This is a genomic window from Sphingobium jiangsuense (genome assembly GCF_014196495.1).
Classification (GTDB): Bacteria; Pseudomonadota; Alphaproteobacteria; order Sphingomonadales; family Sphingomonadaceae; genus Sphingobium; species Sphingobium jiangsuense.
Window position 1 is genome coordinate 80,701 of sequence record NZ_JACIDT010000003.1, and the last position, 24,596, is coordinate 105,296.

23 protein-coding genes are annotated in these 24,596 nt (G+C 67.6%); 10 read left to right on the forward strand and 13 right to left on the reverse strand.

Translation table 11 applies throughout. The annotated features are described in order from the left end of the window. Positions 1 to 18 precede the first annotated feature (18 nt). The 6 genes from ccmE (at position 19) to GGR43_RS05285 (ending at position 6,062) form a co-directional block, all read left to right on the forward strand. Complete coding sequence (ccmE, locus tag GGR43_RS05260) at positions 19 to 462, forward strand: cytochrome c maturation protein CcmE (protein ID WP_188071176.1); 444 nt, start codon at positions 19 to 21, stop codon at positions 460 to 462. After that, positions 459 to 2,408 (forward strand): heme lyase CcmF/NrfE family subunit, encoded by a 1,950-nt coding sequence (locus tag GGR43_RS05265; protein WP_188070917.1) that lies wholly within the window; start codon positions 459 to 461, stop codon positions 2,406 to 2,408. The genes ccmE and GGR43_RS05265 overlap by 4 nt, the downstream gene beginning before the upstream one ends. Then, the gene (locus GGR43_RS05270; protein WP_188070918.1) at positions 2,405 to 2,932 is read left to right on the forward strand and encodes a DsbE family thiol:disulfide interchange protein; all 528 of its coding nucleotides are present in this window, start codon (positions 2,405 to 2,407) and stop codon (positions 2,930 to 2,932) included. The genes GGR43_RS05265 and GGR43_RS05270 overlap by 4 nt, the downstream gene beginning before the upstream one ends. After that, positions 2,929 to 3,396: a cytochrome c-type biogenesis protein gene (locus GGR43_RS05275; RefSeq protein ID WP_188070919.1), complete on the forward strand. Its 468-nt coding sequence runs from the start codon at positions 2,929 to 2,931 to the stop codon at positions 3,394 to 3,396. Before GGR43_RS05270 ends, GGR43_RS05275 begins: the two co-directional genes overlap by 4 nt. Next, a complete protein-coding gene (locus GGR43_RS05280; RefSeq protein ID WP_188070920.1) occupies positions 3,393 to 4,031 on the forward strand; it encodes a tetratricopeptide repeat protein in 639 nt (212 codons plus the stop codon). Before GGR43_RS05275 ends, GGR43_RS05280 begins: the two co-directional genes overlap by 4 nt. An 84-nt stretch (positions 4,032 to 4,115) precedes the next feature. Further along, positions 4,116 to 6,062 carry a potassium transporter Kup gene (locus tag GGR43_RS05285; protein WP_188070921.1) on the forward strand — a complete coding sequence of 649 codons (1,947 nt, stop codon included), beginning with the start codon at positions 4,116 to 4,118 and terminating at the stop codon, positions 6,060 to 6,062. 160 nt (positions 6,063 to 6,222) lie between these two features. Here the strand turns inward: GGR43_RS05285 and GGR43_RS05290 are convergent, their stop codons facing one another. From GGR43_RS05290 to miaA, 9 genes are all read right to left on the reverse strand, one after another. Further along, positions 6,223 to 6,954, reverse strand: coding sequence for a CHAP domain-containing protein (locus tag GGR43_RS05290; RefSeq protein WP_188070922.1), 732 nt, complete (start codon positions 6,952 to 6,954; stop codon positions 6,223 to 6,225). Between the two features lie 124 nt (positions 6,955 to 7,078). Beyond that, positions 7,079 to 8,041 carry an NAD(P)H-dependent flavin oxidoreductase gene (locus tag GGR43_RS05295; protein ID WP_188070923.1) on the reverse strand — a complete coding sequence of 321 codons (963 nt, stop codon included), beginning with the start codon at positions 8,039 to 8,041 and terminating at the stop codon, positions 7,079 to 7,081. A 203-nt stretch (positions 8,042 to 8,244) separates the two neighbouring features. After that, a complete protein-coding gene (leuA, locus tag GGR43_RS05300; protein WP_188071177.1) occupies positions 8,245 to 9,924 on the reverse strand; it encodes a 2-isopropylmalate synthase in 1,680 nt (559 codons plus the stop codon). Between the two features lie 306 nt (positions 9,925 to 10,230). After that, complete coding sequence (locus tag GGR43_RS05305) at positions 10,231 to 10,857, reverse strand: YceI family protein (protein WP_188070924.1); 627 nt, start codon at positions 10,855 to 10,857, stop codon at positions 10,231 to 10,233. Positions 10,858 to 11,324: 467 nt separating this feature from the next. Continuing rightward, positions 11,325 to 12,344 (reverse strand): ketol-acid reductoisomerase, encoded by a 1,020-nt coding sequence (gene ilvC, locus GGR43_RS05310; protein WP_188070926.1) that lies wholly within the window; start codon positions 12,342 to 12,344, stop codon positions 11,325 to 11,327. Positions 12,345 to 12,428: 84 nt separating this feature from the next. After that, a complete protein-coding gene (ilvN, locus tag GGR43_RS05315; RefSeq protein ID WP_188070927.1) occupies positions 12,429 to 12,938 on the reverse strand; it encodes an acetolactate synthase small subunit in 510 nt (169 codons plus the stop codon). Next, on the reverse strand, positions 12,938 to 13,276 hold the full coding sequence (locus GGR43_RS05320) for a hypothetical protein (protein WP_188070928.1): 339 nt from the start codon (positions 13,274 to 13,276) through the stop codon (positions 12,938 to 12,940). The genes ilvN and GGR43_RS05320 overlap by 1 nt, the downstream gene beginning before the upstream one ends. A gap of 21 nt (positions 13,277 to 13,297) precedes the next feature. After that, on the reverse strand, positions 13,298 to 15,043 hold the full coding sequence (locus GGR43_RS05325) for an acetolactate synthase 3 large subunit (RefSeq protein WP_188070929.1): 1,746 nt from the start codon (positions 15,041 to 15,043) through the stop codon (positions 13,298 to 13,300). 158 nt (positions 15,044 to 15,201) lie between these two features. After that, positions 15,202 to 16,167 carry a tRNA (adenosine(37)-N6)-dimethylallyltransferase MiaA gene (gene miaA, locus GGR43_RS05330; protein ID WP_188070930.1) on the reverse strand — a complete coding sequence of 322 codons (966 nt, stop codon included), beginning with the start codon at positions 16,165 to 16,167 and terminating at the stop codon, positions 15,202 to 15,204. Between miaA and serB the strand changes: the two genes are divergently transcribed. Continuing rightward, positions 16,166 to 17,047, forward strand: coding sequence for a phosphoserine phosphatase SerB (gene serB, locus GGR43_RS05335; RefSeq protein ID WP_188070931.1), 882 nt, complete (start codon positions 16,166 to 16,168; stop codon positions 17,045 to 17,047). The genes miaA and serB overlap by 2 nt on opposite strands. A gap of 281 nt (positions 17,048 to 17,328) precedes the next feature. Here the strand turns inward: serB and GGR43_RS05340 are convergent, their stop codons facing one another. Further along, a complete protein-coding gene (locus GGR43_RS05340; protein WP_188070932.1) occupies positions 17,329 to 18,477 on the reverse strand; it encodes an SPOR domain-containing protein in 1,149 nt (382 codons plus the stop codon). Between the two features lie 196 nt (positions 18,478 to 18,673). Here GGR43_RS05340 and GGR43_RS05345 point away from each other — a divergent pair, with 196 nt between their 5' ends. The 3 genes from GGR43_RS05345 to GGR43_RS05355 are packed head-to-tail and all read left to right on the forward strand — an operon-like array spanning position 18,674 to position 21,426. Next, a complete protein-coding gene (locus tag GGR43_RS05345; RefSeq protein WP_188070933.1) occupies positions 18,674 to 19,402 on the forward strand; it encodes a ParA family protein in 729 nt (242 codons plus the stop codon). Positions 19,403 to 19,414: 12 nt separating this feature from the next. After that, positions 19,415 to 20,044 (forward strand): hypothetical protein, encoded by a 630-nt coding sequence (locus GGR43_RS05350; protein ID WP_188070934.1) that lies wholly within the window; start codon positions 19,415 to 19,417, stop codon positions 20,042 to 20,044. Between the two features lie 17 nt (positions 20,045 to 20,061). Continuing rightward, positions 20,062 to 21,426 carry an SPOR domain-containing protein gene (locus GGR43_RS05355; RefSeq protein WP_246343356.1) on the forward strand — a complete coding sequence of 455 codons (1,365 nt, stop codon included), beginning with the start codon at positions 20,062 to 20,064 and terminating at the stop codon, positions 21,424 to 21,426. 185 nt (positions 21,427 to 21,611) lie between these two features. Here GGR43_RS05355 and GGR43_RS05360 read toward each other — a convergent pair whose 3' ends face one another. The 3 genes from GGR43_RS05360 to ruvX all read right to left on the reverse strand — a co-directional run bounded on the left by GGR43_RS05360 (position 21,612) and on the right by ruvX (position 24,568). Further along, positions 21,612 to 22,844 (reverse strand): dihydroorotase, encoded by a 1,233-nt coding sequence (locus tag GGR43_RS05360; protein WP_188071179.1) that lies wholly within the window; start codon positions 22,842 to 22,844, stop codon positions 21,612 to 21,614. 232 nt (positions 22,845 to 23,076) lie between these two features. Further along, a complete protein-coding gene (locus tag GGR43_RS05365; protein ID WP_188070935.1) occupies positions 23,077 to 24,072 on the reverse strand; it encodes an aspartate carbamoyltransferase catalytic subunit in 996 nt (331 codons plus the stop codon). Positions 24,073 to 24,148: 76 nt separating this feature from the next. Then, on the reverse strand, positions 24,149 to 24,568 hold the full coding sequence (ruvX, locus tag GGR43_RS05370; protein ID WP_188071180.1) for a Holliday junction resolvase RuvX: 420 nt from the start codon (positions 24,566 to 24,568) through the stop codon (positions 24,149 to 24,151). Positions 24,569 to 24,596: the final 28 nt, after the last annotated feature.

Consider the following 24,596-nt stretch of genomic DNA (forward strand, 5'->3'; position numbering starts at 1 on the left):
GCGAGACACCCCATGGCCATGAAAAAGAAGCATCAGCGGCTGGTCCTCGCCCTCATCGCGCTGGTCGCGGTGATCGGTGCGGGGCTGCTCGCCGCCTCGGCGCTGAAGGACGAGGCGGCCTATTTCTATACGCCCGAAGACGCGAAGGTGAAGGGCGTGGAGCCGGGCAAGGCGATCCGGCTGGGCGGCATGGTCGTCGGCGGCAGCCTGAAGAAGCAGGCCGATGGCGTCACCATCGCCTTCGACGTGACCGACGGCAAGGCGGTCGTCCCCGCCCGCTTCACCGGCATCGCGCCGGACCTGTTCCGCGAAGGATCGGGCGTGGTCGCCGAAGGGTCGTTCGACCGCAACGGCACCTTCATCGCCACCAACCTGCTCGCCAAGCATGACGAACGCTATATGCCGCGCGAGCTGGAGGGCATGACCTACAACGCGACCAGCCACGAGATGAAGGCGCAATGATCGCGGAGCTGGGTCTGGCCGCGCTGTGGATGGCGGCGGCGCTTGCGGCGCTGCAACTGCTGTTCTCCGTACTGGGTCTGGCGCAGGGCAAGGCGGAGCTGCTGTCCGGCGTGCGCCCGGTCGCGATCGCGCAGGGTGTGCTGGTGCTGCTCGCCTTCCTCTGCCTCGTCGCGCTGTTCTGGCGCTCCGACATGTCGGTCGCGCTGGTGGCGCTCAACAGCCACAGCGCCAAGCCGTGGCTCTACAAGTTCGCGGGCGCCTGGGGCAATCATGAAGGCTCGATGCTGCTCTGGGTGACGGTGATGGGCGCGGCGGGCGCGGCGGTGGCGCTGTTCGAGCGGGCGCTGCGGCGCGATACCCATATGGCGACGCTGGGCGCGCAGGCGGCGATCAGCCTCGGCTTCTATGCGTTCCTGCTCTTCTCCTCCAACCCGTTCGCGCGGCTCGACCCCGCGCCGCGCGACGGGCAGGGCCTCAATCCGCTGTTGCAGGATCCCGGCCTCGCCTTCCATCCGCCGACGCTCTATTTCGGCTATGTCGGCCTGTCGGTCGCCTTCTCCTTCGCGGTCGGCGCGCTGGTGACGCGCCGGGTCGACGCGCTGTTCGCCCGCGCGATGCGGCCCTGGGTGCTGGCGGCATGGGTGCTGCTGACCATCGGCATCACGGCGGGCAGCTATTGGGCTTATTATGAGCTGGGCTGGGGCGGCTGGTGGTTCTGGGATCCGGTCGAGAACGCCTCGCTGATGCCGTGGCTCGCCGCCACCGCGCTGCTGCACAGCGTCACCGTGCTGGCGACGCGCGACGCGCTGCGGGCATGGACGGTGATGCTGGCGGTGGTCGCCTTCTCCATGTCGATGGTCGGCACCTTCCTCGTGCGCTCCGGCATCCTCACCAGCGTCCATGCGTTCGCCGTCGACCCGGAGCGGGGCAGCTTCATCCTCGCGCTGCTGGCGATCTATATCGGCGGCGCGCTGGCGCTGTTCGCGCTGCGCGTCGGCACGGTGCGCGAGGGCGCGCAGTTCGAACTGGTGAGCCGCGAGGCGCTGCTCGTCGTCAACAACCTGCTGCTGACCGTCATCCTCGGCGTGGTGCTGATCGGCACGCTCTATCCGCTGATGACCGAGGCGTTCGGGCACAAGGTGTCGGTCGGCCCGCCCTATTTCGACCGCATCGCCGGGCCGCTGGCGCTGGCGCTGATGCTGGCGATGGTGGCCGGGCCGCTCACCCGCTGGCGGCGCGACAGGGCCGGCGTGGTCGGCGGGCGGCTGATCTGGCCGCTGCTCGCGATGCTGGGCGCGGGCGCGGTGCTGGGCGTGCTGGCGCACGGGCGGCTGAGCCTGCTCTCCTTCTTCGGCCTCGTCATCGCCGTCGGCGTGGCACTGGGCAGCGTCATTCCCCTGTTCAAGCGCAACCTGCGCCGCACGCCGCTGTTCGTCTACGGCATGGTGATCGCGCATCTGGGCTGCGCCGTTTCGATCGCGGGCATGGCGTCGGACAGCGCCTTCACCACCGAGAAGCTGATCGCGATGGCGCCGGGCGACCGGGTGGAAAGCGCCGGATGGACGCTGCATTTCGACCGCGTCGCGCCGCTCGCTGGGGATAACTGGATCGCGATGCAGGCGGATGTCTCCGTCAGCCGGGGCGGGGCGAAGGCGGTGCTGCATCCGCAAAGCCGCTTCTTCACCAGCCCGCCGACCACGACCACCGAATCGGCGATCCTGACGCGCTGGAACGGGCAGCTTTACGTCGTGCTGGGTGAGCAGCTGGAGGACGGCCGCTGGCAGATGCGCATCTGGTGGAAGCCGTTCGTCACACTGATCTGGCTGGGCGGGCTGATGATCGCGCTGGGCGGCGTGCTGACGCTGATCGGGCGGGAACGGCGCGGCTGGATGCTGCGGCTGCGCAAGGGCTCTGCCGCGCGGGGGACCGGGGAGGAATGGGCATGAAACGCTGGCTGCTCTGGTTGCCTCTCGTGCTGTTCGCGGCGCTGGCGCTGATGTTCATCGGCCGCCTGCGCCAGCCCGATGACGGCTTGATCGTCTCGAAGATGGTCGGCAAGCCGCTGCCCGAATTCACGCTGCCGCAGGCCGCGAGCGACCGCCCGCCGCTCGCCAGCAGCGAATTCGCCAGGGGCAGGCCGCGCCTGCTCAACATCTTCGCCAGCTGGTGCGTGCCCTGCGCCGCCGAGGCGCCGCAGCTGGAGGCGCTTGCCGCGGCGGGTGTGCCGATCGACGGTATCGCGATCCGCGACGCGCGCGAGGATGTCGACGCGTTCCTCAAGCGCTGGGGCAATCCCTATCGCCATATCGGCCTCGACGCGCGGTCGCAGGTGCAGATCGCGCTCGGCTCTTCGGGCGTGCCGGAAACCTTCCTGATCGACGGGCAGGGGCGCATCCTCCACCAGCATATCGGCGATATCCGCGCCGACGACGTGCCGGGCCTGATCGCGAAATGGAAGGCCGCGCAATGAGGGCGCTACTGCTCCTGCTCGCCGCCTTGCTCGCCCAGCCCGCGCTGGCCCAGAGCGCGTTGGCCCAGAGCGCGCTGCCGCCCGCGCCCTATGCCTATCGCCAGCTCGACGACCCGGCGCAGGAGAAGCAGGCGCACGACCTGATGGTCACGATCCGCTGCCTCACCTGCCAGAGCCAGTCGATCGCCGACAGCGACGCCAGCATGGCGGGCGACCTGCGCTCCGAAATCCGCGAGCGCATCGCGCGCGGGGAAAAGCCGGAACATATCCGCCGCTGGCTGATCGAGCGCTATGGCGACTGGATCAGCTATGAGCCGACCTCCGACCCGATCCTCTGGCCGCTCTGGGGCGTGCCGCTGCTGATGCTGATCGGCGGCGCGGCGCTGGCCGCGACGCGCATAAGGCGGCGCGGGCGGCGGAACGGGCGCAGGGGCCGGAACGGAAAAGAGGGGGCCGGGCAATGAGCTGGGCGTTCATCGCGCTGCTGCTGATCCTCGTAGTGGCCGGACTGGTGCTGCTGGCCCGCCTGCCGCGCGGCCTGTGGGGGCTGGTCGGCGCCGCGCTGCTCTTCGGTCTGGCGGGCTATGCGTGGCAGGGCCGCCCCGGCCTCAGGGGCGAGCCGCGCAACGCCGCCTCCACCGCCCCGCGCTTCGACGAGGATCTGGCGAAGCTGCGCAACAGCTTCGGCGGCGCCTATGGACCGACCGGCCAGTGGCTGACCCTTTCCGACGGCCTTGCGCGGCAGGGCAAGACGAAGGAAGCCGCCAATGTGCTGGGCGCGGCCCTCAAATCCACGCCGGACGACGCGACCTTGTGGGTCGGCATGGGCAATGCGCTGCTGACCCATGGCGACGGCCTGCTCTCGCCCGCCGCCGACTATAGCTACAGGCAGGCGATGCGGGTCGCGCCCCAGGCATCGACCGGGCCGTTCTTCTACGGGCTGGCGCTGGCGTCCTCCGGCCAGTTCACGGCGGCGCGCAAGGTCTGGGCGGACCTGCTCGCCCGCATGCCGGAAAAGGCGCCGCTCCACGCCCAGCTGCGGCAGGACATTGCCCGGCTCGACCAGCTGATCGAACGGCAGGCGACGCTCGGTCAATGACGACCTGGGCCGTGTTGCGCCGCATCAGGGGCTGTGCTAACCGGCGTCGATTGGTCGCCCGTTAGGAAGCGAAGACATTTGCCCATGGCTGATGACACAAGCAGAACGGGGGACGGCGACTTATCCGCATCCTCGGCCGCGCAGGCCCCGGCCGGCCACGCGCATCACGGGCAGAAGGACAAGCTTCTCAAGCTGGTGGCGGGCGCCATCGGCATCGTGTTCGGCGATATCGGCACCAGCCCGCTCTACGCCTTTCGCGAAACCTTCGCCGGCCATCATCCGCTGACGCTGGACCGGCTGCACATATTGGGCGTCATCAGCCTGATGTTCTGGTCGATGATGCTGGTGGTGACGCTGAAATATGTCGCCATCATCATGCGGGCCGACAACAAGGGAGAGGGCGGCAGCCTCGCGCTGCTCGCGCTGATCAACAGCCAGAGCGACGGCAAGAAATGGACCTCCGGCATCGTCCTGCTCGGCGTGTTCGCGACCTCGCTCTTCTACGGCGATTCGATGATCACCCCGGCGGTGTCGGTGCTGTCGGCGGTGGAGGGCCTCGCCGTCTACAATCCGGGGTTCCAGCCGATCATCCTGCCCGCGGCGGTGGCGCTGCTCGTCGGGCTGTTCAGCATCCAGCGCGGCGGCACCAGCAAGGTCGGCGCGCTGTTCGGGCCGATCATGCTGACCTATTTCTTCACCATCGCGACGCTGGGCCTGCTCAGCATCGTCAAGACGCCCGACATATTGTTCGCGCTCAATCCCTATTGGGCGGTGCGCTTCTTCATCGACACGCCGCTGGCGGCCTTTCTGGCGCTGGGCTCCGTCGTGCTGGCGGTGACGGGGGCGGAGGCGCTCTATGCCGATATGGGGCATTTCGGCCGCAACCCGATCCGCGTGTCGTGGCTGTGCTTCGTGCTGCCCGCGCTGATGCTCAACTATATGGGGCAGGGCGCGCTGCTGGAGCGGGAAGGCTATGCGGCGCTGGAAAGCCCGTTCTACAACCTCGCGCCCAACTGGTTCCAGCTGCCGCTGATCGGCCTTGCGACGGCGGCGGCGGTCATCGCCAGCCAGGCGGTGATCACCGGCGCCTTCTCGGTGACGCAGCAGGCGATCCAGCTCGGCTTCATGCCGCGCCTGCGGATCGCGCACACCAGCGCGTCGACGGTTGGGCAGATCTATATCCCGCTGGTCAACTGGGGCCTGCTGGTCGCGGTGATCCTGCTGGTGCTGAGCTTCCGCACCTCGTCCAACCTGACGGCGGCCTACGGCATCGCGGTGACCGGCGCGATGTTCATCGACAATGTGCTGTTGACGGTCGTGCTGCTGCGCCTGTGGAAATGGCATTGGGCGGGCGCGGTGGCGTTCCTCAGCGTCTTCTACATCATCGACGGCGCCTATTTCGCGGCCAACCTGACCAAGGTGCCCGATGGCGGCTGGGTGCCGCTGTTCATCGGCTTCGTCATCTTCACGCTGCTGACCACCTGGTCGCGCGGGCGCAAGCTGATGGTCGAGCGACTGCGCGAATCGGCGATGCCGATCCCGATCTTCGTCGCCAGCGCCGCCAACAGCGCGGTGCGCGTGCCGGGGACGGCGGTGTTCATGACCTCCACCGCCGACGGCGTGCCGCATGCGCTGCTCCACAATTTGAAGCACAACAAGGTGCTGCATGAGCGGGTGGTGCTGCTGACCGTGAAGATTTCCGACGTGCCGGTGGTGCCCGACGAGGAGCGCTACAAGCTGGAGGATCTGGGGCGCGGCTTCTTCCGCCTGCGGCTTGACTATGGCTTCATGCAGGAGCCGGACGTGCCCGCCGCGCTCAAGCGTGTCCACGATTGCGGGCAGAGCTTCAAGATGATGGACACCAGCTTCTTCCTCGCGCGCCAGACGTTGCTGCCCTCGTCCCACCCCGGCATGGCGGTGTGGCGCGAGAAGATATTCGCGTGGATGCTGCGCAACGCGGAAAGCGCGATGGAATTCTTCCGCCTGCCGACGAACCGCGTGGTGGAGTTGGGCAGTCAGGTCGAGATATAGGATCGGTCGATATTCAGCCCATGCGGGCCTACAAATCGCGCTTTTCTGTGCTTCGGTGCTCACGGACCTTCAAGTCCGCTGCGCTCCGATGCTCGAAAATCACGATTTTCGACTCCACCTGAACTGAATATCGACCGATCCCAGGCATTGCGAATGGTGGCTAGCGCAGCCGCGCCGATCGCTTCACGTCGGCGATGATATCCGCCAGCGAGCGTTCCGACCCGGCGGCATTTGCCAGATCGAGGGTCAGCCGCGCCTTCTTCTTCACCGGCGGCGGGCTGTCGATGTCCGCCAGAGCCAGCACCAGCCGCGGCGATGCGGCGGCGGGCGGCGTCGCCTTTTCCACCGGCGCGGGAACCTTCACCGCATCCCAGCGAGCGGGGTCCACGCGGGCGAGCAGCGTGCTGCTGCCCAGTTCCGGCGACGGCGTGAAGGGATGCAGCTTCGGCTTGTCGGGATAGATGAAGCCGAAGGTCGGGTTGCCCCGCGCGCCCATGCGATCCGACAGGCTGTGCCAGACGCGCACCTCGCTCCAGTCGCCCGCGTCGGACAGGTCGATGGCCAGCACATCCTCCTCGATCGCGCCGGGCGTCGACCAGTTGGCATGGCGGATCAGGATGCGGCGCTTGTCCAGCACCCGGCTCACCACGGCGACATGGCCCAACTGCATCGGACCGTTGGGGCGGAAGGCCAGCACCGCGCCCTTTTTCGGCGCATGGCCCCGGCGATAGCGGTTTTCCGCCTGATCCCACCAGGTCCAGGCGTCGCCATAGATTTCCACGCCGGAAACGATGCGGGCATAGGGCACGCACTGCAAAGTCGTCGCGCTCCAGCCGGGCGCGGAGAGTAGGCCGAGCAGCGCTGCCGCCGCCCAGCGGGTCATTCGGAACATCGTGCGATCCCGCAAACAAGAATCGCCCCCCGCCGACGACCCTAGGGCCGGACCTTTAGAAAGCGGTTAAGCGCGCGGCGCGCACCTGTCCCTTATGGAGACAGTCGGAGCATATGATCCACCGTCAACCGCAGATCGCCGCCTTCGCCTCCCCATATTCCCGCATGAGGCGCGCGATCAGATCGGCGGCGGGCAACACCGCGTCGATCGCGCCGATGCCCTGGCCCGATCCCCAGATATCCCGCCACGCCTTGGCCGCCTGATTGCCGCCGGACTGGAAATTCATCTTCGACGGGTCGCTCTCGGGCAAATTGTCGGGGTCGAGGCCCGCCGCCGCGATCGAGGCGCGCAGATAATTGCCGTGCACGCCGGTGAACAAATTGGTGTAGACGATATCGTCCGCCCGTCCCTCGGCTATGCCCTGCTTGTAGGCGGGCGCGGCGCGGCTTTCCGCGGTCGCGATGAAGGCGCTGCCGATATAGGCGAAGTCGGCGCCCATCGCCCGCGCCGCGAGGATCGAGCGGCCATGGGCGATGGCGCCCGACAGCGCCAGCGGCCCGTCGAACCAGCGGCGGATTTCCTGCACCAGCGCGAAGGGGGAGAGCGTGCCCGCATGACCGCCCGCGCCCGCCGCCACGGCGATGAGGCCGGTCGCGCCTTTCTCCACCGCCTTGCGCGCGAAGCGGTCGTGGATCACGTCATGCAGCGTGATGCCGCCCCAGCCGGCGACGGCGGCGTTCACATCCTCCCGCGCGCCCAGCGAGGTGATGACGATCGGCACCTTCCATTTGGCGCAGGTCGCCATGTCCTCTTCCAGCCGGGCGTTGGACCGGTGGACGATCTGGTTGACGGCGAAGGGCGCGGCCGGGCTGTCCGGGTTGGCGCGATCCCACGCGGCCAGTTCCTCGTCGATCTGGTGCAGCCATTCGTCGAGCTGGCTCTGCGGGCGGGCGTTGAGCGCGGGAAAGCTGCCGACGATCCCCGCCTTGCACTGGGCGATCACCAGCTCCGGCCCGGACACGAGGAACATCGGCGAGCCGATCGCGGGCAGGCGCAGCTGTTTCAGGCGGGTCAGCGGATCGGCCATGGGGTTCTTTCCTTATAGGTAGAGGGCTTACCTATAGGGAAAGCATGTCCGGTGCGACGGTTCAAGCTCCGAATGGGCCATCGCCACGTCAGCGCGCGGTGGGCATCATATATATGGTGCATGCCATGTCCGGAATCGCGAAGGCCGGAGCCAACCTCTTCCGGTCAGCTCCGGCCCCTGCCGTTTCGGTCGATCCCGCCCGATCAGGCCGCGCGCGCCTTCAGCCCGTTGGCGGCGGAGATCACCGCCTGCACCGATGCGGTCGCCACATCCTCGTCCACGCCGACGCCGAAGAAGATGCGGCCGTCGGGCGTCTTGCACTCGACATAGGCGGCCGCCTGCACATCGGTGCCGGAGCCGATCGCATGCTCGTTATAATCGACCACTTCCAGCTCGATCCCGCTTTCCTCGCGCAGCGCGGAGAGGATGCCGGAAATCAGCCCCTTGCCGCGGCCGGACACTGCATGTTCCTCGCCTTCGATCTCCAGCCGCCCGATGAAGCTGCGATCCGCGCCGCCGATGGAGCCGCTGCGCTCATAGGTGATGAGGCGGATCGGCTGGCCCGGCTTCAGGCGATAATGCTCCTCGAACGCGTCCCATATGTCGGCGGCGTTGAGCTCGCGGCTGGTGCTGTCGGCGACCTCCTGCACGACGCGGCTGAAATCGGCCTGCATGCGCTTGGGCAGCTTCAGCCCCTTGTCCTGTTGCAGCACCCAGGCGACGCCGCCCTTGCCGGACTGCGAGTTGACGCGGATCACCGCCTCATAATCGCGGCCCAGATCCTTGGGATCGATCGGCAGATAGGGCACGTCCCAGATCTGATCGTTGCGCGCTTCCTGCGCGGCGAAGCCCTTCTTGATCGCGTCCTGATGGCTGCCGGAGAAAGCCGTGAACACCAGCTCGCCCGCATAGGGATGGCGCGGGTGGACGGGCAGCTGGTTGCAATATTCGACTGTCTGCACGACCTCGTCGATATCCGAGAAATCCAGCCCCGGATGGACGCCCTGGGTATAGAGGTTCAGCGCCACCGTCACCAGATCGCAATTGCCGGTGCGCTCGCCATTGCCGAACAGGCAGCCCTCGACCCGGTCCGCGCCCGCCATCACGCCCAGCTCTGCCGCCGCGACGCCGGTGCCCCGGTCGTTATGCGGGTGCAGCGAGATGACGACGCTGTCGCGGCGCGAGATGTTGCGGCACATCCATTCGATCTGGTCCGCATAGATATTGGGCGTCGCCGCCTCGACTGTAGCGGGCAGGTTCAGGATTAGCGGCTTTTCCGGCGTGGGCTGGAGGATGTCCATCACCGCTTCGCAGCATTCCAGGCTGAAATCCAGCTCGGCGGTGGAGAAGGTTTCCGGCGAATATTCGAAATGCCAGTCGGTGTTGGGCTGCTTGGCCGCCTCGTCGCGCAGCAGCTTGGCGGCGGTGACGGCGATCTGCTTGATTTCCGGGCGGTCCATGCCGAACACGATGCGCCGCCAGGCTGGCGATACCGCATTATAGACATGGACGATCGCCTGCTTCGCGCCGCGCAGGCTCTCGAACGTCTTTTCGATCAGGTCCTGCCGCGCCTGCGTCAGCACCTGCACGAACACATCGTCGGGGATCTTGTCGTTGCGGACGAGGCCGGAGATGAAATCGAACTCGGTCGCGCCCGCCGAGGGGAAGCCGACCTCGATTTCCTTGAGGCCGACCTTCACCAGCAGATCGAAGAAGCGCTGCTTCTTCTCCGCGTTCATCGGGTCGATCAGCGCCTGGTTGCCGTCGCGCATGTCGGTGGAGAGCCAGCGCGGCGCCCTGGTGATGGTCTGGCCCGGCCACTGGCGATCGGGCAGATCGACCTGCGGGAAGGGGCGGTATTTGACGGACGGGTCGGCGATCATGGTCATGGTGGGTCCTGAAACTGCTGGCGGTGCCTGCTTGCGCGGCCCGCGAATGACGACTTGGTGATGGATCGGCCCTTAGGCGATGCGCGCGCCCGGCACGCGGGCAGCGCGAAATGACACGCCTAAGGGCGTGTAAGTCGTAGAAGCAGCAAGGGCAGGATGGATGCCATGTGCCGCCTTTACCGTTTCAGGGGGCGTTTCGTCCAGCTTTTTTTGCACCGCCGGTCCAGATCGGGCGGCAGGGCGCGCCGGGCATGGAGGAAAAGGGCCGGGGCGCGTGGCTGCGCCCCGGCGTTGGTCGGGTTATTTCTCGAAGGCGGCGACGATCTTCAACTCGATGGTGTCGCCGATCGTCGGCGCATAGGCGCCCAGGCCGAAATCGCTGCGCTTGATGACCGCCTCGGCGCTGAAGCCGACGGTTTCCTTCTTGCTCATCGGGTTGACGCCCGCGCCGGTGAAGTCGGCGTCCAGCGTCACTTCCTTCGTCACCCCCCGGATGGTGAGATTGCCGGTGATCTCCGCCTCGGGATCGTCCGCATCGACCTTCACCGAGGTGGAGGTGAAGGTGGCGGTCGGGAATTTGGCCGCATCGAAGAATTCCGGCGTCATCAGATGCTGATCGAAGGCGCTGACGCCGCTGCGGATATTGGCGACGGGGAAGGTGATGTCCACCTTCGCCTTTTCCGGCGCCTTCGGGTCGAGCGTCAGCGTGCCGGAGGACGGCGCGGCGATGATGCCGATATTCCGGGTGAAGCCCATATGATTGAAAGCGAACAGCACCTGCGTGTGGTTGGGATCGACCGCATAGCTGCCGCCCGTCACCAGTCTGGTGTCCTGACGGCCGGGCAGGCCGGGCGCGTTCTGGGCGTGGATGGCAGCGCCGGTGGTGAGCGTGGCGGCGACGGCAAGGGCAAGCAGGGAAGCACGCATCGTCATTCTCCATCAGGTACGGGTTGCCGGAACATAAAAGGGGCATCGGCAATGTCGAGCGCCCAAATATGGGTGGAAGGTATAGAATTTTGCATGGCCTGTCCCCCCGATTTCGCCGCGACAGGAAAATGGCGGCGCCCAAGGGGGCGCCGCCATTGGAGGGTGGCGGTTATGTCGCTCGTGAACCCGCTGCCCGCCGAATGACGGGTTGCGGCCAATCCTTGCCATTCTATCCCGTCATGCCAGCGAAGGCTGGCATCTCACGAGGTGGCGCGCGGCATGGCCTGCGATCCCAGCGTTGACCTTCGGTCGCCCTCCGGGTCGCTGGGGTGACGGTATAGGCGAAGGTCCGCTCGCCACCTAAAGCCGCTATTCTGCCGGCAGGTTCGCCAGCTATATGCCGGGTACCGGGCAGTTGGATCAGGAAAAAGGGGGCGGCGGGCCGGGCCCGTCGCGCCCCCGTTCGATCAGTTCTTTTCCTTGTCGACCAGTTTGTTGGCGCCGATCCAAGGCATCATCGCGCGCAGCTGGGCGCCGGTCTTTTCGATCGGATGCTCGGCCTGCAGCTTGCGCTTCGCCTTCATCTCCGGATAGCCCATCTTGATGTCGGTCATGAAGCGCTGGACGAACTTGCCTTCCTGAATGTCCTTGAGGACGCGCTTCATTTCCGCCTTCGTCTCGTCGGTGATGACGCGCGGGCCGGTGTGATAGTCGCCATATTCGGCGGTGTTGGAGATCGAATAGCGCATGTTGGCGATGCCGCCCTCATACATCAGGTCGACGATCAGCTTCACCTCATGCAGGCATTCGAAATAGGCCATTTCCGGCGCATAGCCCGCCTCGACCAGCGTTTCGAACCCGGCCATGATCAGGTGCGACAGGCCGCCGCACAGCACCGCCTGCTCGCCGAACAGGTCGGTTTCGCACTCTTCCTTGAAATTGGTCTCTATGATGCCCGAACGGCCGCCGCCCACGCCGCTGGCATAGGAAAGAGCGATGTCGTGCGCATTGCCGGTCGCGTCCTGATAGACGGCGATCAGGCAGGGCACGCCGCCGCCGCGCTGATATTCGCTGCGCACGGTGTGGCCGGGGCCCTTGGGCGCGATCATGATGACGTCGACATCGGCGCGCGGCTCGATCAGGCCGAAATGCACGTTGAGGCCGTGCGCGAAGGCGAGCGCGGCGCCGGGGCGCAGATTGGCGTGGACGTCGGCGGCGTAGATGTCCGCCTGGAATTCGTCGGGGGCGAGGATCATCAGCACGTCGGCCCAGGCGGCGGCGTCGGCGTTCGACATCACCTTGAAGCCCGCGCCTTCCGCCTTCTTCGCGCTGGCCGAACCGGCGCGCAGGGCGATGGCGACCTCTGCGACGCCGCTGTCGCGCAGGTTCTGCGCATGGGCGTGGCCCTGGCTGCCATAGCCGATGATGGCGACCTTCTTGCCCTTGATGAGGCCGATATCGGCGTCATGATCGTAATAGACTTTCATGATATTCCTGTTCCTTTCGGATTGATGAGAAATTGGAGAGGGTTTGGGAAAAGCGGTTGACGCGGGAAAGGGATGGCCGCGCGGTCAGGCCTTGCCGCGCACCATGCCGACGATGCCGGTGCGGCCCACCTCGACCAGCCCCAGCTCGCGCATCAGGCTGATGAAGGTGTCGATCTTGTCGGTCGGGCCGGTGATTTCGAAGACGAAGCTTTCGGTGGTGGTGTCGACCACCTTGGCGCGGAAGATGTCGGCGATGCGCATCGCCTCGATGCGGTGCTCGCCCGTGCCCGCGACCTTGACCAGCGCCAGCTCCCGCTCCACGAACGGGCCGTTTTCGGTGAGGTCCACCACCTTGTGCACCGGCACCAGCCGGTCGAGCTGGGCCATGATCTGGTCGATCGTGCGCGGCGCGCCGCTGGTGACGATGGTGATGCGGCTGATCTGGTGATCGGCGGTGATGTCCGCCACCGTCAGGCTGTCGATATTATAGCCGCGCGCGGTGAACATGCCCGCGATGCGTGCCAATATGCCCGCCTCGTTGGTGACGGTGATCGACAGGACATGGCGCTCGCGCAGTTCTTCGTCGATGTGCATCAATTGCTTTCCTTTGGTTTTTCGTCGTGCCGGAGGGACAGCGTGCCCGCCATCGCATAATGCCAGTCGCCGTCAAGCCTGTGCGCGATCCGCACCGGCGTGCCGACGATGGTGTCGAAGATCTTGCCCAGCCGTTCACCGACATAACGCGGGCTGACGAGGATGCGGCCATGCACCACATCATGCAGCCTGTAGCTCGCGTCGAGCATCACTTCCCATTCCTCCAGCTCATCAATCACATAATCCACCGTCCAGCCGGTGAGATCCTCCATCCCGGTCTGCCGCTCGAAATCCCAAGGCTCGGTTATGTGGACGCGAAGCTTGAGATGCGCGGTCATGTCTCTCTCCCTGCCGTTTCTCTATACGAGGGCCTTTGCCTCATCGGCCATCGTACCGGAAACCTGACTGGGGTCGAGCAGCATTTCCGTGTGCGCAGCGCCCGACGGTATCATCGGGAAACAGTTGGAAAGCTTCGCCACGCGGCAATCGACCAGCACCGGGCCGGGCGTCTCGATCATCTGGCGGATGCCCGCCTCCAGCTCCTGCGGGCCCTCGATGCGGATGCCGGTCCAGCCATAGGCCTGCGCCAGCTTCACGAAATCGGGCAGGCTGTCCGAATAGCTGTTGGAATAGCGGCTTTCATAGGTCAGCTCCTGCCACTGGCGCACCATCCCCATATATTCGTTGTTGAGGATGAAGAGCTTCACCGGCGTGCGATACTGGATCGCGGTGCCCAGTTCCTGGATGTTCATCTGCACCGAGGCGTCGCCCGCCACGCAGATGACGAGGCTGTCCGGGTTGCCCATCTGCGCGCCGATGGCGGCCGGAAAGCCGTAGCCCATGGTGCCGAGGCCGCCGGAGGTGAGCCATTTGTTCGGCTCGTCGAAGTGGAAGTGCTGCGCCGCCCACATCTGGTGCTGGCCGACCTCGGTGGTGATGATCACATCCTTGCCGCGCGTCGCGGCGAACAGCTCCGCGATCGCGTGCTGCGGCATGATCTCGGTCGTGTCGGGCGGATATTTGAGGCTGTTGACCGCGCGCCAGCCGTCGATCCGCGCCCACCATTCGGAAAGGTCGGCGGCCTTGTGCCCGGCCGCCTTCCACGCGGCGACGAGATCGGCGAGCGCGCTGCCCGCATCGGCGATGACCGGCAGGTCGACCATCACCGTCTTGTTGACGGAGCTGCGGTCGATATCGATGTGGATCTTCTTGCTGTCGGGCGAGAAGGCGTCGAGCCGCCCGGTCACGCGGTCGTCGAACCGCGCGCCGACGCAGACGATCAGGTCCGCCTTGTTCATCGCCCAATTGGCCTCATAGGTGCCGTGCATGCCCAGCATCCCCAGCCACCGGAGCGAGGAGGCCGGGAAGGCGCCCAGGCCCATCAGCGTCGAGGTGACGGGCGCGCCGGTCAGTTCGACCAGTTCGCGCAGCGAGGCCGAGGCCTCTGGGCCGGCGTTGATGACGCCGCCGCCGGTGTAGAAGATCGGGCGCTCCGCCTTCGCGATCATCTCGATCGCGGCGGCGATGTCCGCGGCCGGGGCCTTTACCTGCGGGCGATAGCTCGCATGGTTCGTCACGTCGGGCGTTTCGAACGGCGCGGTGGCGACCTGGACGTTCTTCGGAATGTCGATGACGACCGGGCCGGGGCGGCCGGTGGTGGCGATGTGGAACGCCTCATGCACGACATGGGCGAGCCGCGCGGGCGACTTCACCAGATAATTGTGCTTGGAGCAATGGCGCGTCAGGCCGACGGTGTCGGCCTCCTGAAAGGCGTCGGAGCCGATGAGGTGGGTGGCGACCTGACCGGTGATGACGACCATCGGGATCGAGTCCATCAGCGCGTCGGTGATGCCGGTGATCGCGTTGGTCGCGCCGGGGCCGGAGGTGACGAGCACCACGCCGGGCTTGCCGGTGGAGCGGGCATAGCCTTCCGCCATGTGGGTCGCGCCCTGTTCGTGGCGGACCAGCACATGCTTGATCTTCGGGTGGTTGTAGAGGACGTCGTAAATGGGCAGCACCGCGCCGCCGGGATAGCCGAACACGACCTCGACCCCCAGATCGACCAGGCATTGCACCAATATGTCCGCGCCGCTCATTTCGGCCACACTCAATCTCCTTGGCAATAGTCGCTGGACCCCTTCGGGCCGACAGGCCGTCCGGGCGCGCCACCGGGCAACGCGATCACGCCGGTGCCAGCGCATGCGCGATAGCGGCGAGAATCGCAACCCCATGGGATAGAAGGCCGTCTATGAGACATAAAATATTATGTCAACATCAACTCTTGTAATTTTATTGCTATTTCATCGATGATTTTGTTATCGATCTGATCCCGGTGGCGCGGCCAGTCCGCCGGAGGCTGGTTGGCGAACCAGGTATATTGCCGTTTCGCATAGCGGCGGGTGGCCGTCTGGGCGCGCAGGACCATCTCCGCTCGCGTGGAGTCGCCTGCAAGCCAGTCGCGGATTTCCGGCACGCCGATCGCCCGCATCACCGGCAGCGCGGGCGGCAGGCCGCGTGCGAGCAGCGCCTGCACCTCCTCCACCGCGCCCTCGTCCAGCATCTGCTCGAACCGGGCGTCGCAGCGCGTGGCGAGCCAGTCGCGCGGCGGCAGCAGGAGGAACGGGGCGAGCGCGACCCGTCCGCCGATGCCGCCTTCCTTACGGGCGCGCCAGTCGCGGATCGACCGGCCGGTCGAGCGCACGACCTCCAGCGCGCGGGCGATGCGGGCGGTGTCGGCGGGGGCGAGCGCGCGGGCCGAGGCCGGGTCCTCGCGGGCGAGCGCGGCATGGGCCTGCGCCACCGGCAGCGCGCGCACCGCTTGCCGGATATCGGGATCGATCTCCGGCACCGGGGCGATGCCGTCGAGCAGCGTGCGGATATAAAGGCCGGTGCCGCCGACGAGGATCGGCAGGCGGCCCGCCGCATGCGCCGCCGCGATCTCGCGCTCCGCATCCTGCGCCCAGTACGCGGCGGAGCATGCCTCCGCCCCGTCGAGAGTGCCGAACAGCCGGTGCGGCGCGCGCGCCTCCTCCTCCGCCGAGGGGCGGGCGGAGAGGATGCGCAGGTCGGCATAGACCTGGCTCGCGTCGCAATTGATGACGATGCCGCCGGTGCGTTGCGCGAGCGCGATGGCAAGCGCGCTCTTGCCGCTGGCCGTCGGCCCGGCAATAAGCGCCAGCGGCGGGCGGCCGGAGTCGGCCTCCGATTTCTTGGCGTAAGGAGTGTTCATGTTCGTTGCCACCATAGTCGCAAGCGGATCGCTGGGGCAGGGGGATATTGGCGAGGCCGCCGACCGTATCGCGGCGAGCGGCGCGATCGTACTCGGCACGGCGGAGCTGGAGCCGGGCAAGGCGGCGGACATCCGGTTCGAGGGCGACGCGGCGGCGGTGCGGGCGGCGCTTCAGGCGATGCCGGGCGCCATCGACGTGGTGGTGCAGCCCGAAGCGGACCGGGAAAAGGCGCTGCTGGTCGCCGACATGGATTCGACGATGATCACCATCGAATGCATCGACGAACTGGCCGATTATGCGGGCATCAAGGCGCAGATCGCCGAGGTGACCGAGCGGGCGATGCGCGGCGAGCTGGACTTTGCCGAGGCGCTGCGCGCGCGGGTCGCGCTGCTCGCCGATCTCGACGAGGCGAAGATCGACCTGTGCCGGCGGGAGCGGGTGGTGATCATGGGCGGCGCCAAGGCGCTGGTGCGCACCATGGGCGCGCGGGGCGCGCGCACGGTGCTGGTGTCGGGCGGCTTCACCCGCTTCGCCGAACCGGTGGGCGCGGAAATCGGCTTCCACAAGGTCGTCGCCAATGTGCTGGGGATAGAGGGCGGCCGTCTGACGGGCGGAGTGGGCGATCCCATCGTCGATTCGGCGCGCAAGCGGCATGAGCTGGAAAGCGCGATGGCCGCGCACGGCATCGCGGTCGAGCGCACCATGGCGATCGGCGACGGCGCCAATGACATTCCGATGATCGAGGCGGCGGGCCTCGGCGTCGCCTATCATGCGAAGGAAAAGGCGCGCGCGGCGGCGGACGCCGAGATCCGTCACGGCGACCTGTCGGTGCTGCTCTACGCGCAGGGCATCGCGCGCAGGGACTGGGTGGAGGAATAAGAGGAGGCAAGCCCGGCGGGAGCGCTAGCCCCCGCCGTAAAGCATTTTCAAGTCAGGTGGACTCACCTGACGGTTTGGAAAATGCGGAAAACAAAAGATAATCAGAGCATGATCTGCTTCAGTTGAAGTGGATCATGCTCCAACCCCTCCCCTTCAGGGGAGGGTTGGGCCGGGGGCTTTCCTTGGAATCCGGCATTTGCGCCCAGCGGCTACACCCCACCCCTTGGTCCCCTCCCCTGTGCGGGAGAGGAGGATTAAGTGTTTAGCCCCCGCATCGCGCCTTACATCGTCTTGACGAGACAATCCGAACCGGCGGCCTTGACCTTGGCGCAGAGGCGGGCGGCTTCTTCCTGGGTGGCGAACGGCCCGGCCTGAAGCCGGCTGACCGCGCCGCTCTGCTCGACATAATGGCTATGGGCGGACAGGCCGCCGACCTTGCCGGTCAGCAGCTTCCACTGGCTTTCCGCGCGCGCCTTCGCGCTGAACGCGCCGAGCTGGATGCGCCATTTGCCTTTCGGCGCGGCGACCGGGGCGGCGGGTTTGGGCGTGGCCTTGGCGGGCGCCTTGGGCGCTTCGGCGGCCTTGGGCTGAGCCGCCACGGGGGCGGAAGCGGGTTTTGCGGGAGCGGGCTTGGCCTCGGCGATTTTTGCCGGGGCGGCCTTGACCGGCGGCGGCGACGGCGCGGGCGTCGGTGCCGGTACTGCCGTGCCCGTCTCGGCCGGGGGCAGCGCCGTCTGCTTCAGCGGCCTGGGCGGCTCGCGCAGCGGGGCGGCGGGCGCGGCGGAGAGGGGCGCGCCCAGCGCGGCGAATTTCGCGGCCTGCTCCTGCTTGTCCATCTCCTCGGCAAGGGCGAGGCCCTTCAGCCGCTGCTCCTCCGGTATATATTGGTTCATCTGCGCGAGGCTGGCGGTCGCCTGCGGCAGGTCGGCCTTCGCCGCCCGCGTCATCATCGCATAGGCGCGCGGCCAGTCCTTCGCGGTCAGGTCGCCGTTGAACAGCGCGACGCCGTAGATATATTGCGCGCGCGCCTCCCCGCGCTCGGCCGAGCGCTGGATATAGGGCATCGCCTCCACCCGCCGGTTCTTCTGGAACAGCAGCAGCCCGTAATTGTCCTCCGCGCGCGCATGTCCCTGAAGCGCGGCCTTGCGGTAATAGTCGAGCGCCGTGTCGAGGCTAGCCGGAACGCCCCGACCCAGCTTGTACGCCTGCCCCAGGTTGAACTGGGCGTCGGCGTCCCCCGCCTGCGCGAGCGGCGTCCATTCCTGTATCGCCTTGGCGTAATCGCCCTGTCCCCAGGCATCGACGCCCGCCTTCACATCGGCGAACGCGCAGGACGCCCCGGCCACGAGGGCCGCGAGGACGAGGAAGGGCGAAAGGGCGGAGGCCAGGGCGGGCCTGCGGAAATCGGACTTAGGGAAATGATGTGTCATGGCTCTCCAATCCGTCCAGATATCTCTCTCTTGCGTGTCGGGCGCTGACCCTCTTTCTGTAGCATGGCCGGAAAAGATGGACATGATGTTAATTATACAAGGCCAGTCCCTCTGCGGGACCGGAGTCGGATTAACATTATGTTAGGACGGCCATGGCAACCCTTTTCCCCATATCCGTATGGAACAGGGGATTCGTGTGCGCGTACTGGCACTGGCATCGCAGAAGGGAGGGTCGGGCAAGACCACCCTGTCGGGGCATCTGGCCGTTCAGGCGGAGCGGGCCGGGGCAGGGCCGGTCGTCCTGATCGACATCGATCCGCAGGGGTCGCTGGCCGACTGGTGGAACGAGCGCGAGGCCGACGCGCCCGCCTTCGCCGAAACCACCGTCGCGCGGCTCGCCCATGATCTGGAACTGCTGCGCCAGCAGGGGTTCAAGCTGGCGGTGATCGACACGCCGCCCGCCATCACCATGGCGATCCAGAGCGTCATTTCCGTCGCCGAGCTGGTCGTCGTGCCGACCCGCCCCTCGCCGCACGACCTGCGCGCGGTGGGCGCGACCGTCGACCTGTGCGAGCGCGCGGGCAAGCCGCTGATCTTCGTCGTCAACGCGGGCACGCCCAAGGCCAAGATCACCTCCGAGGCCGCCATCGCCCTTTCCCAGCACGGCACGGTCGCCCCGGTGATCGTCCACCAGCGCACCGATTTCGCCGCGAGCATGATCGACGGGCGCACGGTGATGGAGATCAACCCGGACAGCCGCTCCTCGCAGGAGGTGGAACAGCTCTGGGCCTATATTTCCGACCGGCTGGAACGCAATTTCCGCCGCACCGTCTTCACCGTTCCCGGCGGCATCGCCCCGACGGCGGCGGCGGGCGGCATCAAGCGTCCGACGGCGGGCTTCGGCCGCCGGGTCGCCGGACAGTAAGAGGAGGACGCGATGGAAACCCGGCCTCTCGCCTCGCTGACCGCCAGCCTTCTCGCCCGCAAGGGCGCCGCCCGTCCCGCGATGCGGCGGCCCCATGCCGGCTCCATGCCGGTGCCCACCCTGCCGCTGTCGGTGCAGGACGATCTGGGATGGAACGACATGGGCGAGGATCTCGACCAAGGCCATCCGGTTCCGCCGCCGCTGGTGATCGCCGGTCGCGACCGTGAGGCCGCCCCCCGCGAACAGGCCGCGCGCCCCGCGCCGGTCGAGCAGCGGGAAAGGCTGGAAGTGGCGCTTTCCGCCTCTTCCCCGGAGGAAAGCGCGGAAGCAAAAGCCCCGGCCCTGGCCCCGCTGCCGAAGCGCCGCGCCGCCGGGACCGTTACCGTCCCGGCGCAGGCCGCGGCGCTCAAGGCGCTTCAGCCGCGCCGCAAGAAGGCGGCGTTCACGCTGCGGCTCGACCCGCAGCGGCACCTGCGCCTTCGCCTCGCCTGCATCCTTTCCGGGCGCAGCGCGCAGCAGATCGTGACCGAGGCGCTCGACGCCTGCCTCGCCGACCAACCCCAGATCGACGCGCTGGCCGACCAGCTGCCCGCCCTTCGGGCCGAGGGCGGCGCGCGCGCCGGAAACCGTAAATCCCGATGATGGAAATGGACTCCCTCATGGAAAATTCTCTGCTGAAAGACAGGGCTTTTCTGCGCCTTGCCGCTTCCTCGCTGATGATCATGGGCACGATGGCCGGGTGCAGCGGCACGGGGCTGATCGGGCGGATGGAAAATCAGGCCGACAAGGTCGCCCGCATGGCGGGCGCGCAGGCGCAGGATGCCGAAAAGGCGCTGCGTGCGAAGGATGCGGTCCGCGCGGTCGAGATCGCCGAGGCCGCCGTCGCCGCCGAGCCGGACAATGCCGCATGGCGCAGCCTGCTGGGCCGGGCCTATCTGCTCGCCGGGCGCTATGACTCGGCGCAGGCCGCCTTTCAGGACGCGCTGACGCTGGGCAGCGAGGACCCGCGCACCATCGTAAACCTGGCGCTGGTGCGGACAGCGCAGGGGCAGGCGGACAGCGCCCGCGACCTGCTGTCCGGCCATATCGAGCATCTTTCCGCCGCCGATTACGGGCTGGCGATGGCGATGGCGGGCGATCCCGACGAGGCGATCCGCATCCTGTCGCAGGCCATTCACGATCCCGCCGCCACCGCGAAGGAGCGGCAGAATCTGGCCTATGCCTATGCGCTGTCCGGCCGCTGGACCGAGGCGCGGCAGATGGCGACGCTGGACCTGCCGCCGCTGGAAGCCTCGAAGCGGGTGATGAACTGGGCGCAGACGGCGCAGCCGGGCGCGGAAAGCGCGCGCGTCGTGGCGATGATCGGCGTGCAGCCGCGCGGCGACGATGCCGGGCTGCCGGTCCGCCTCGCGCTGGGGGCGAAGCCGCAGGCGCCGGTGCAGATGGCGCAAGCCACCGCCGCGGCCAGCGCGGACACCGCCGCGCTGTCGATGATCGCGGCGGCCAATGAGGATAATGTCTCGCAGGCGCCGATGCCCGCGCCGTTCGCAACCCCGCAGCTGGCGAATGCCGCCACGCTGGATGGCGGCCAGTCCGCGGCGGCGGTGCCGGTGCCGATGCAGCGGTCGAAGCCGGTGCCGGTGCTGCGCGCATCGATACCGGCGGCGCGGCCCGCGAGCCGCTGGAACCCGGTCGAGCCGGAGCGGGGATCGTCCTGGGTCGTGCAGATCGGCGCCTTCTCCTCGCCGCAGGCGGCAAAGGCGGGGCAGGCCCATTTCATCCGCAACAATGCGTCGCTTCAGGGCTTTCCGATCATCGAGAGCGCGGCGTCGGTCAACGGCCGGCCCTTCTACCGCATAGCGATGGCGGGCTTTGGCGACCGCGCCGGAGCCGACCGGCTGTGCGCCAGCATCCGCGCGCAGGGCGGCGCCTGCTTCGTCCGCCTCGGCGGCCCCGAAGCCGCCCCTGCCCGCTGGGCGGCGGCGTTGCAGAAGATCAAGCCGCAGCAGCTGGCGATGCGCTGAACGGCGCGCGAAGGAAAAGGGGAGAAAAGGGGGCTGCAATGGCCCCCTTTTTTGTGACCTGTCGTGAGCGGGTGGGGGCCGCTCGCAACTTCGCTTTTTCTCGGCATGCCAGCGCAGGCTGGCATCTGAGGCGGCGGCGCGCGTCATGGCCCCGACTCGGCCCGCGCCGGGGTGACGGAAAAATCTCAGTAAAAAATCCCGCCCTTCATCAGGCGGCGGACGCGGCCCTGTACCGGCATGCGGTCGAAGGGCGTGTTGCCCGCCGCCGCCGCCATGCGGGCGCTGTCGACGATCCACGGCGCGTCGGGATCGATGAAGATGATGTCGGCCGCGCTGCCCGGCGTGAAATCGCCCGCGTCCACGCCCAATATCCGCGCCGGATTGGCGGCGAGCAGGCGCATCAGCGCGGTGATGCCCAGATGCCCGTCGCGCACCAGGTTGAGCGACAGCGCCAGCAGCGTCTCCGCCCCCGCGACGCCCGGCTCGGCATCGGCGAAGGGCAGGCGCTTGTCCTCCGGCCCGCACGGGTCGTGGCTCGACGTGATGACGTCGACGGTGCCGTCGGCGACCGCCGCGATCACTGCCTTGCGGTCGTCCTCCGAGCGCAGCGGCGGGGACATGCGGGCGAAGGTGCGGTAATCGGTCACCGCATTGTCGGACAGCATGAAATAGGAAGGCGACACGCCGCAACTCACCTTCAGCCCCTCGGCCTTGGCGGCGCGGATGAGGTCGAAGCCCGCGCCGGTCGTCACCAGCCGGAAATGCAGCGCCCCGCCGGTATTGCGCAGCAGCGCCAGGTCGCGGGCGATCGCCATCGCCTCGGCGCAGGCGGGGGCGGAGGCGAGGCCTAGGCGCGTCGCCGTCTCGCCGCTGGTCGCGACCGCTTTGCCCGCAAGGCCGCCGTCCTCGGCGTGGGAAATCACCGTCAGCCCGAGGCCGCTGGCGTAGGAGAGAATGCGCCACATCACGCCCGAATCGGCGATCCACTGCCGCCCGGTGGCGACGGCCTTCGCGCCCGCCTGCTGCATCAGGCCGATTTCCGCCATTTCCTTGCCGGCGAGGCCGCGCGTCGCCGCCGCGATCGGATGGACCCAGAAATCGGGCTTTCCCTTGCGCGTCGCCTCGCGGATCAGGCCGACATCGTCGAGCGGCATCGACTGGTCCGGCATCAGCGCGGCGCGGGTGATGCCGCCGAAATGAAAGGCGGGCTTGTCGGTACGGAACACGCCGAGATCGACGAGGCCGGGCGCGATCACCAGCCCGCCCGCATCGATCCGCTCCGCGTCGGAGGGTATGTCCACCTGACCGGCGGCAAGGATGCGGTCGCCCCCGATCAGCAGCGTGCCGGGCGCGGCGCTTTCCCGCGCCGGATCGGCGAGCAGCCCGCCGGTGATCGCGATCTTGCGGTTCGTGCCCATCACCATCCTTCTTTTTCTGTGCGGATCATCCTGTCTTCCGTCATGCCAGCGCAGGCTGGCATCGCAGGAGACGGCGCGCGCCAAGGCATGAGACCCCAGCCTGCGCTGGGGTGACGGATCGGGGGCAAGGCCATCCCGCGTTGTTGGCCGGTCGGGGTGGCCAAGCCCATCCCTGCGTCCTCGTCGGTCGGGATGGTCAAGACCATCCCCGAGTCTTCACAGGTCGGGATGGTCAAGACCATCCCTCCACGCCCCGCCGTCCGCGCGTCAGCACGTCGAGGCAGGCCATGCGCACCGCCACGCCCATTTCCACCTGTTCGGTGATCGCCGAATGATCCGGGTGGTCCGCCACCGCGCTGTCTATCTCCACGCCCCGGTTCATCGGGCCGGGGTGCATCACCAGCACGTCGGGCTTGGCCAGCGCCAGCCGTTCCGGCGTCAGGCCGTAGAGGCGGTGATATTCCCGCGTCGAGGGGATGAAGCCGCCGTCCATCCGCTCGTTCTGGATGCGCAGCATCATCACCACGTCCGCGCCGTCGAGCGCGGCGTCGAAGCTGGTATAGGGCGTCGCGCCCATGCACTCGACCTCGGCGGGCATCAGCGTCGGCGGCGCGACCACGCGCACCTGCGCACCCAGCGCGGCGAGGCTGAGCATGTTCGACCGCGCGACCCGGCTGTGCAGCACGTCGCCGCAGATGGTGACGATCTGCCCCTCGATATAGCCGCGCCGCCGCCTTATCGTCAGCGCGTCGAGCAGCGCCTGCGTCGGATGCTCGTGCCAGCCGTCGCCCGCATTCAGCACCGGGCAGTCCACCTTGTCCGCGATCAGCTGCACCGCGCCGGAGCTGCCGTGGCGGATGACGATCACGTCCGCGCGCATCGCGTTGAGCGTCACCGCCGTGTCGATCAGCGTTTCGCCCTTCTTCACGCTCGACTGGGCGGCGTGCATGTTGACGACGTCGGCGCCCAGCCTTTTCCCCGCGATCTCGAACGAGAGCAGCGTGCGCGTGCTGTTCTCGAAAAAGGCGTTGATCTGCGTCAGGCCCTTCAGCCGGTCGTCATGCTTGCGCGTGCCGGAGCGGTTGATGCCGACCCAATGTTCGGCCTGATCGAGCAGGAAGCGGATTTCCCAAGGCTTCAATGGCGCGATGCCGAGCAAATGCCTGTGCGGGAACAGGTTGCGGCCGACAAGGGTCGAGGGCGGTGACTCTACGGTTCCACTGGGCATGGGGAGGCTCTAGGCGAGCCGTCGAACCGGCGCAAGAGGGGGGCGGGCGGCGCGGTTTCTTTCAGGCCCCATTTCTTCACCCCATGGTCAGCGCGTCGATCGCGCCCTGCAAAATATAGCTGGCGGCCAGCTTGTCGACCAGCTCGTCGCGGCGGGCTCGGCTGGTGTCGGCGTCGATCATCATGCGGGTGACGGCCTGCGTCGACCAGCGCTCGTCCCACAGCAATATCGGCAGGCCGAGGTCGGCCATGTTCTTCGCAAAGGCGGTGCTGGCCTGGCTGCGCGGGCTGTTCGATCCGTCGAGGTTCAGCGGCAGGCCGATGACGATGCCCTTCACCTGCTGCTGCGCGATGAACTCGGCCAGCTTCGCCTTGTCCTTGGTGAACTTGCCGCGCGTCACCGTGTGGGCGGCGCTGGCGATGGTCCAGCCCGCGTCGCACAGCGCCAGGCCGATGGTCCTGCTGCCCACGTCCATGCCGATCAGGCGCCCGCCCATGGGCAATGCCTCGCGGAAGGCGGCGCGG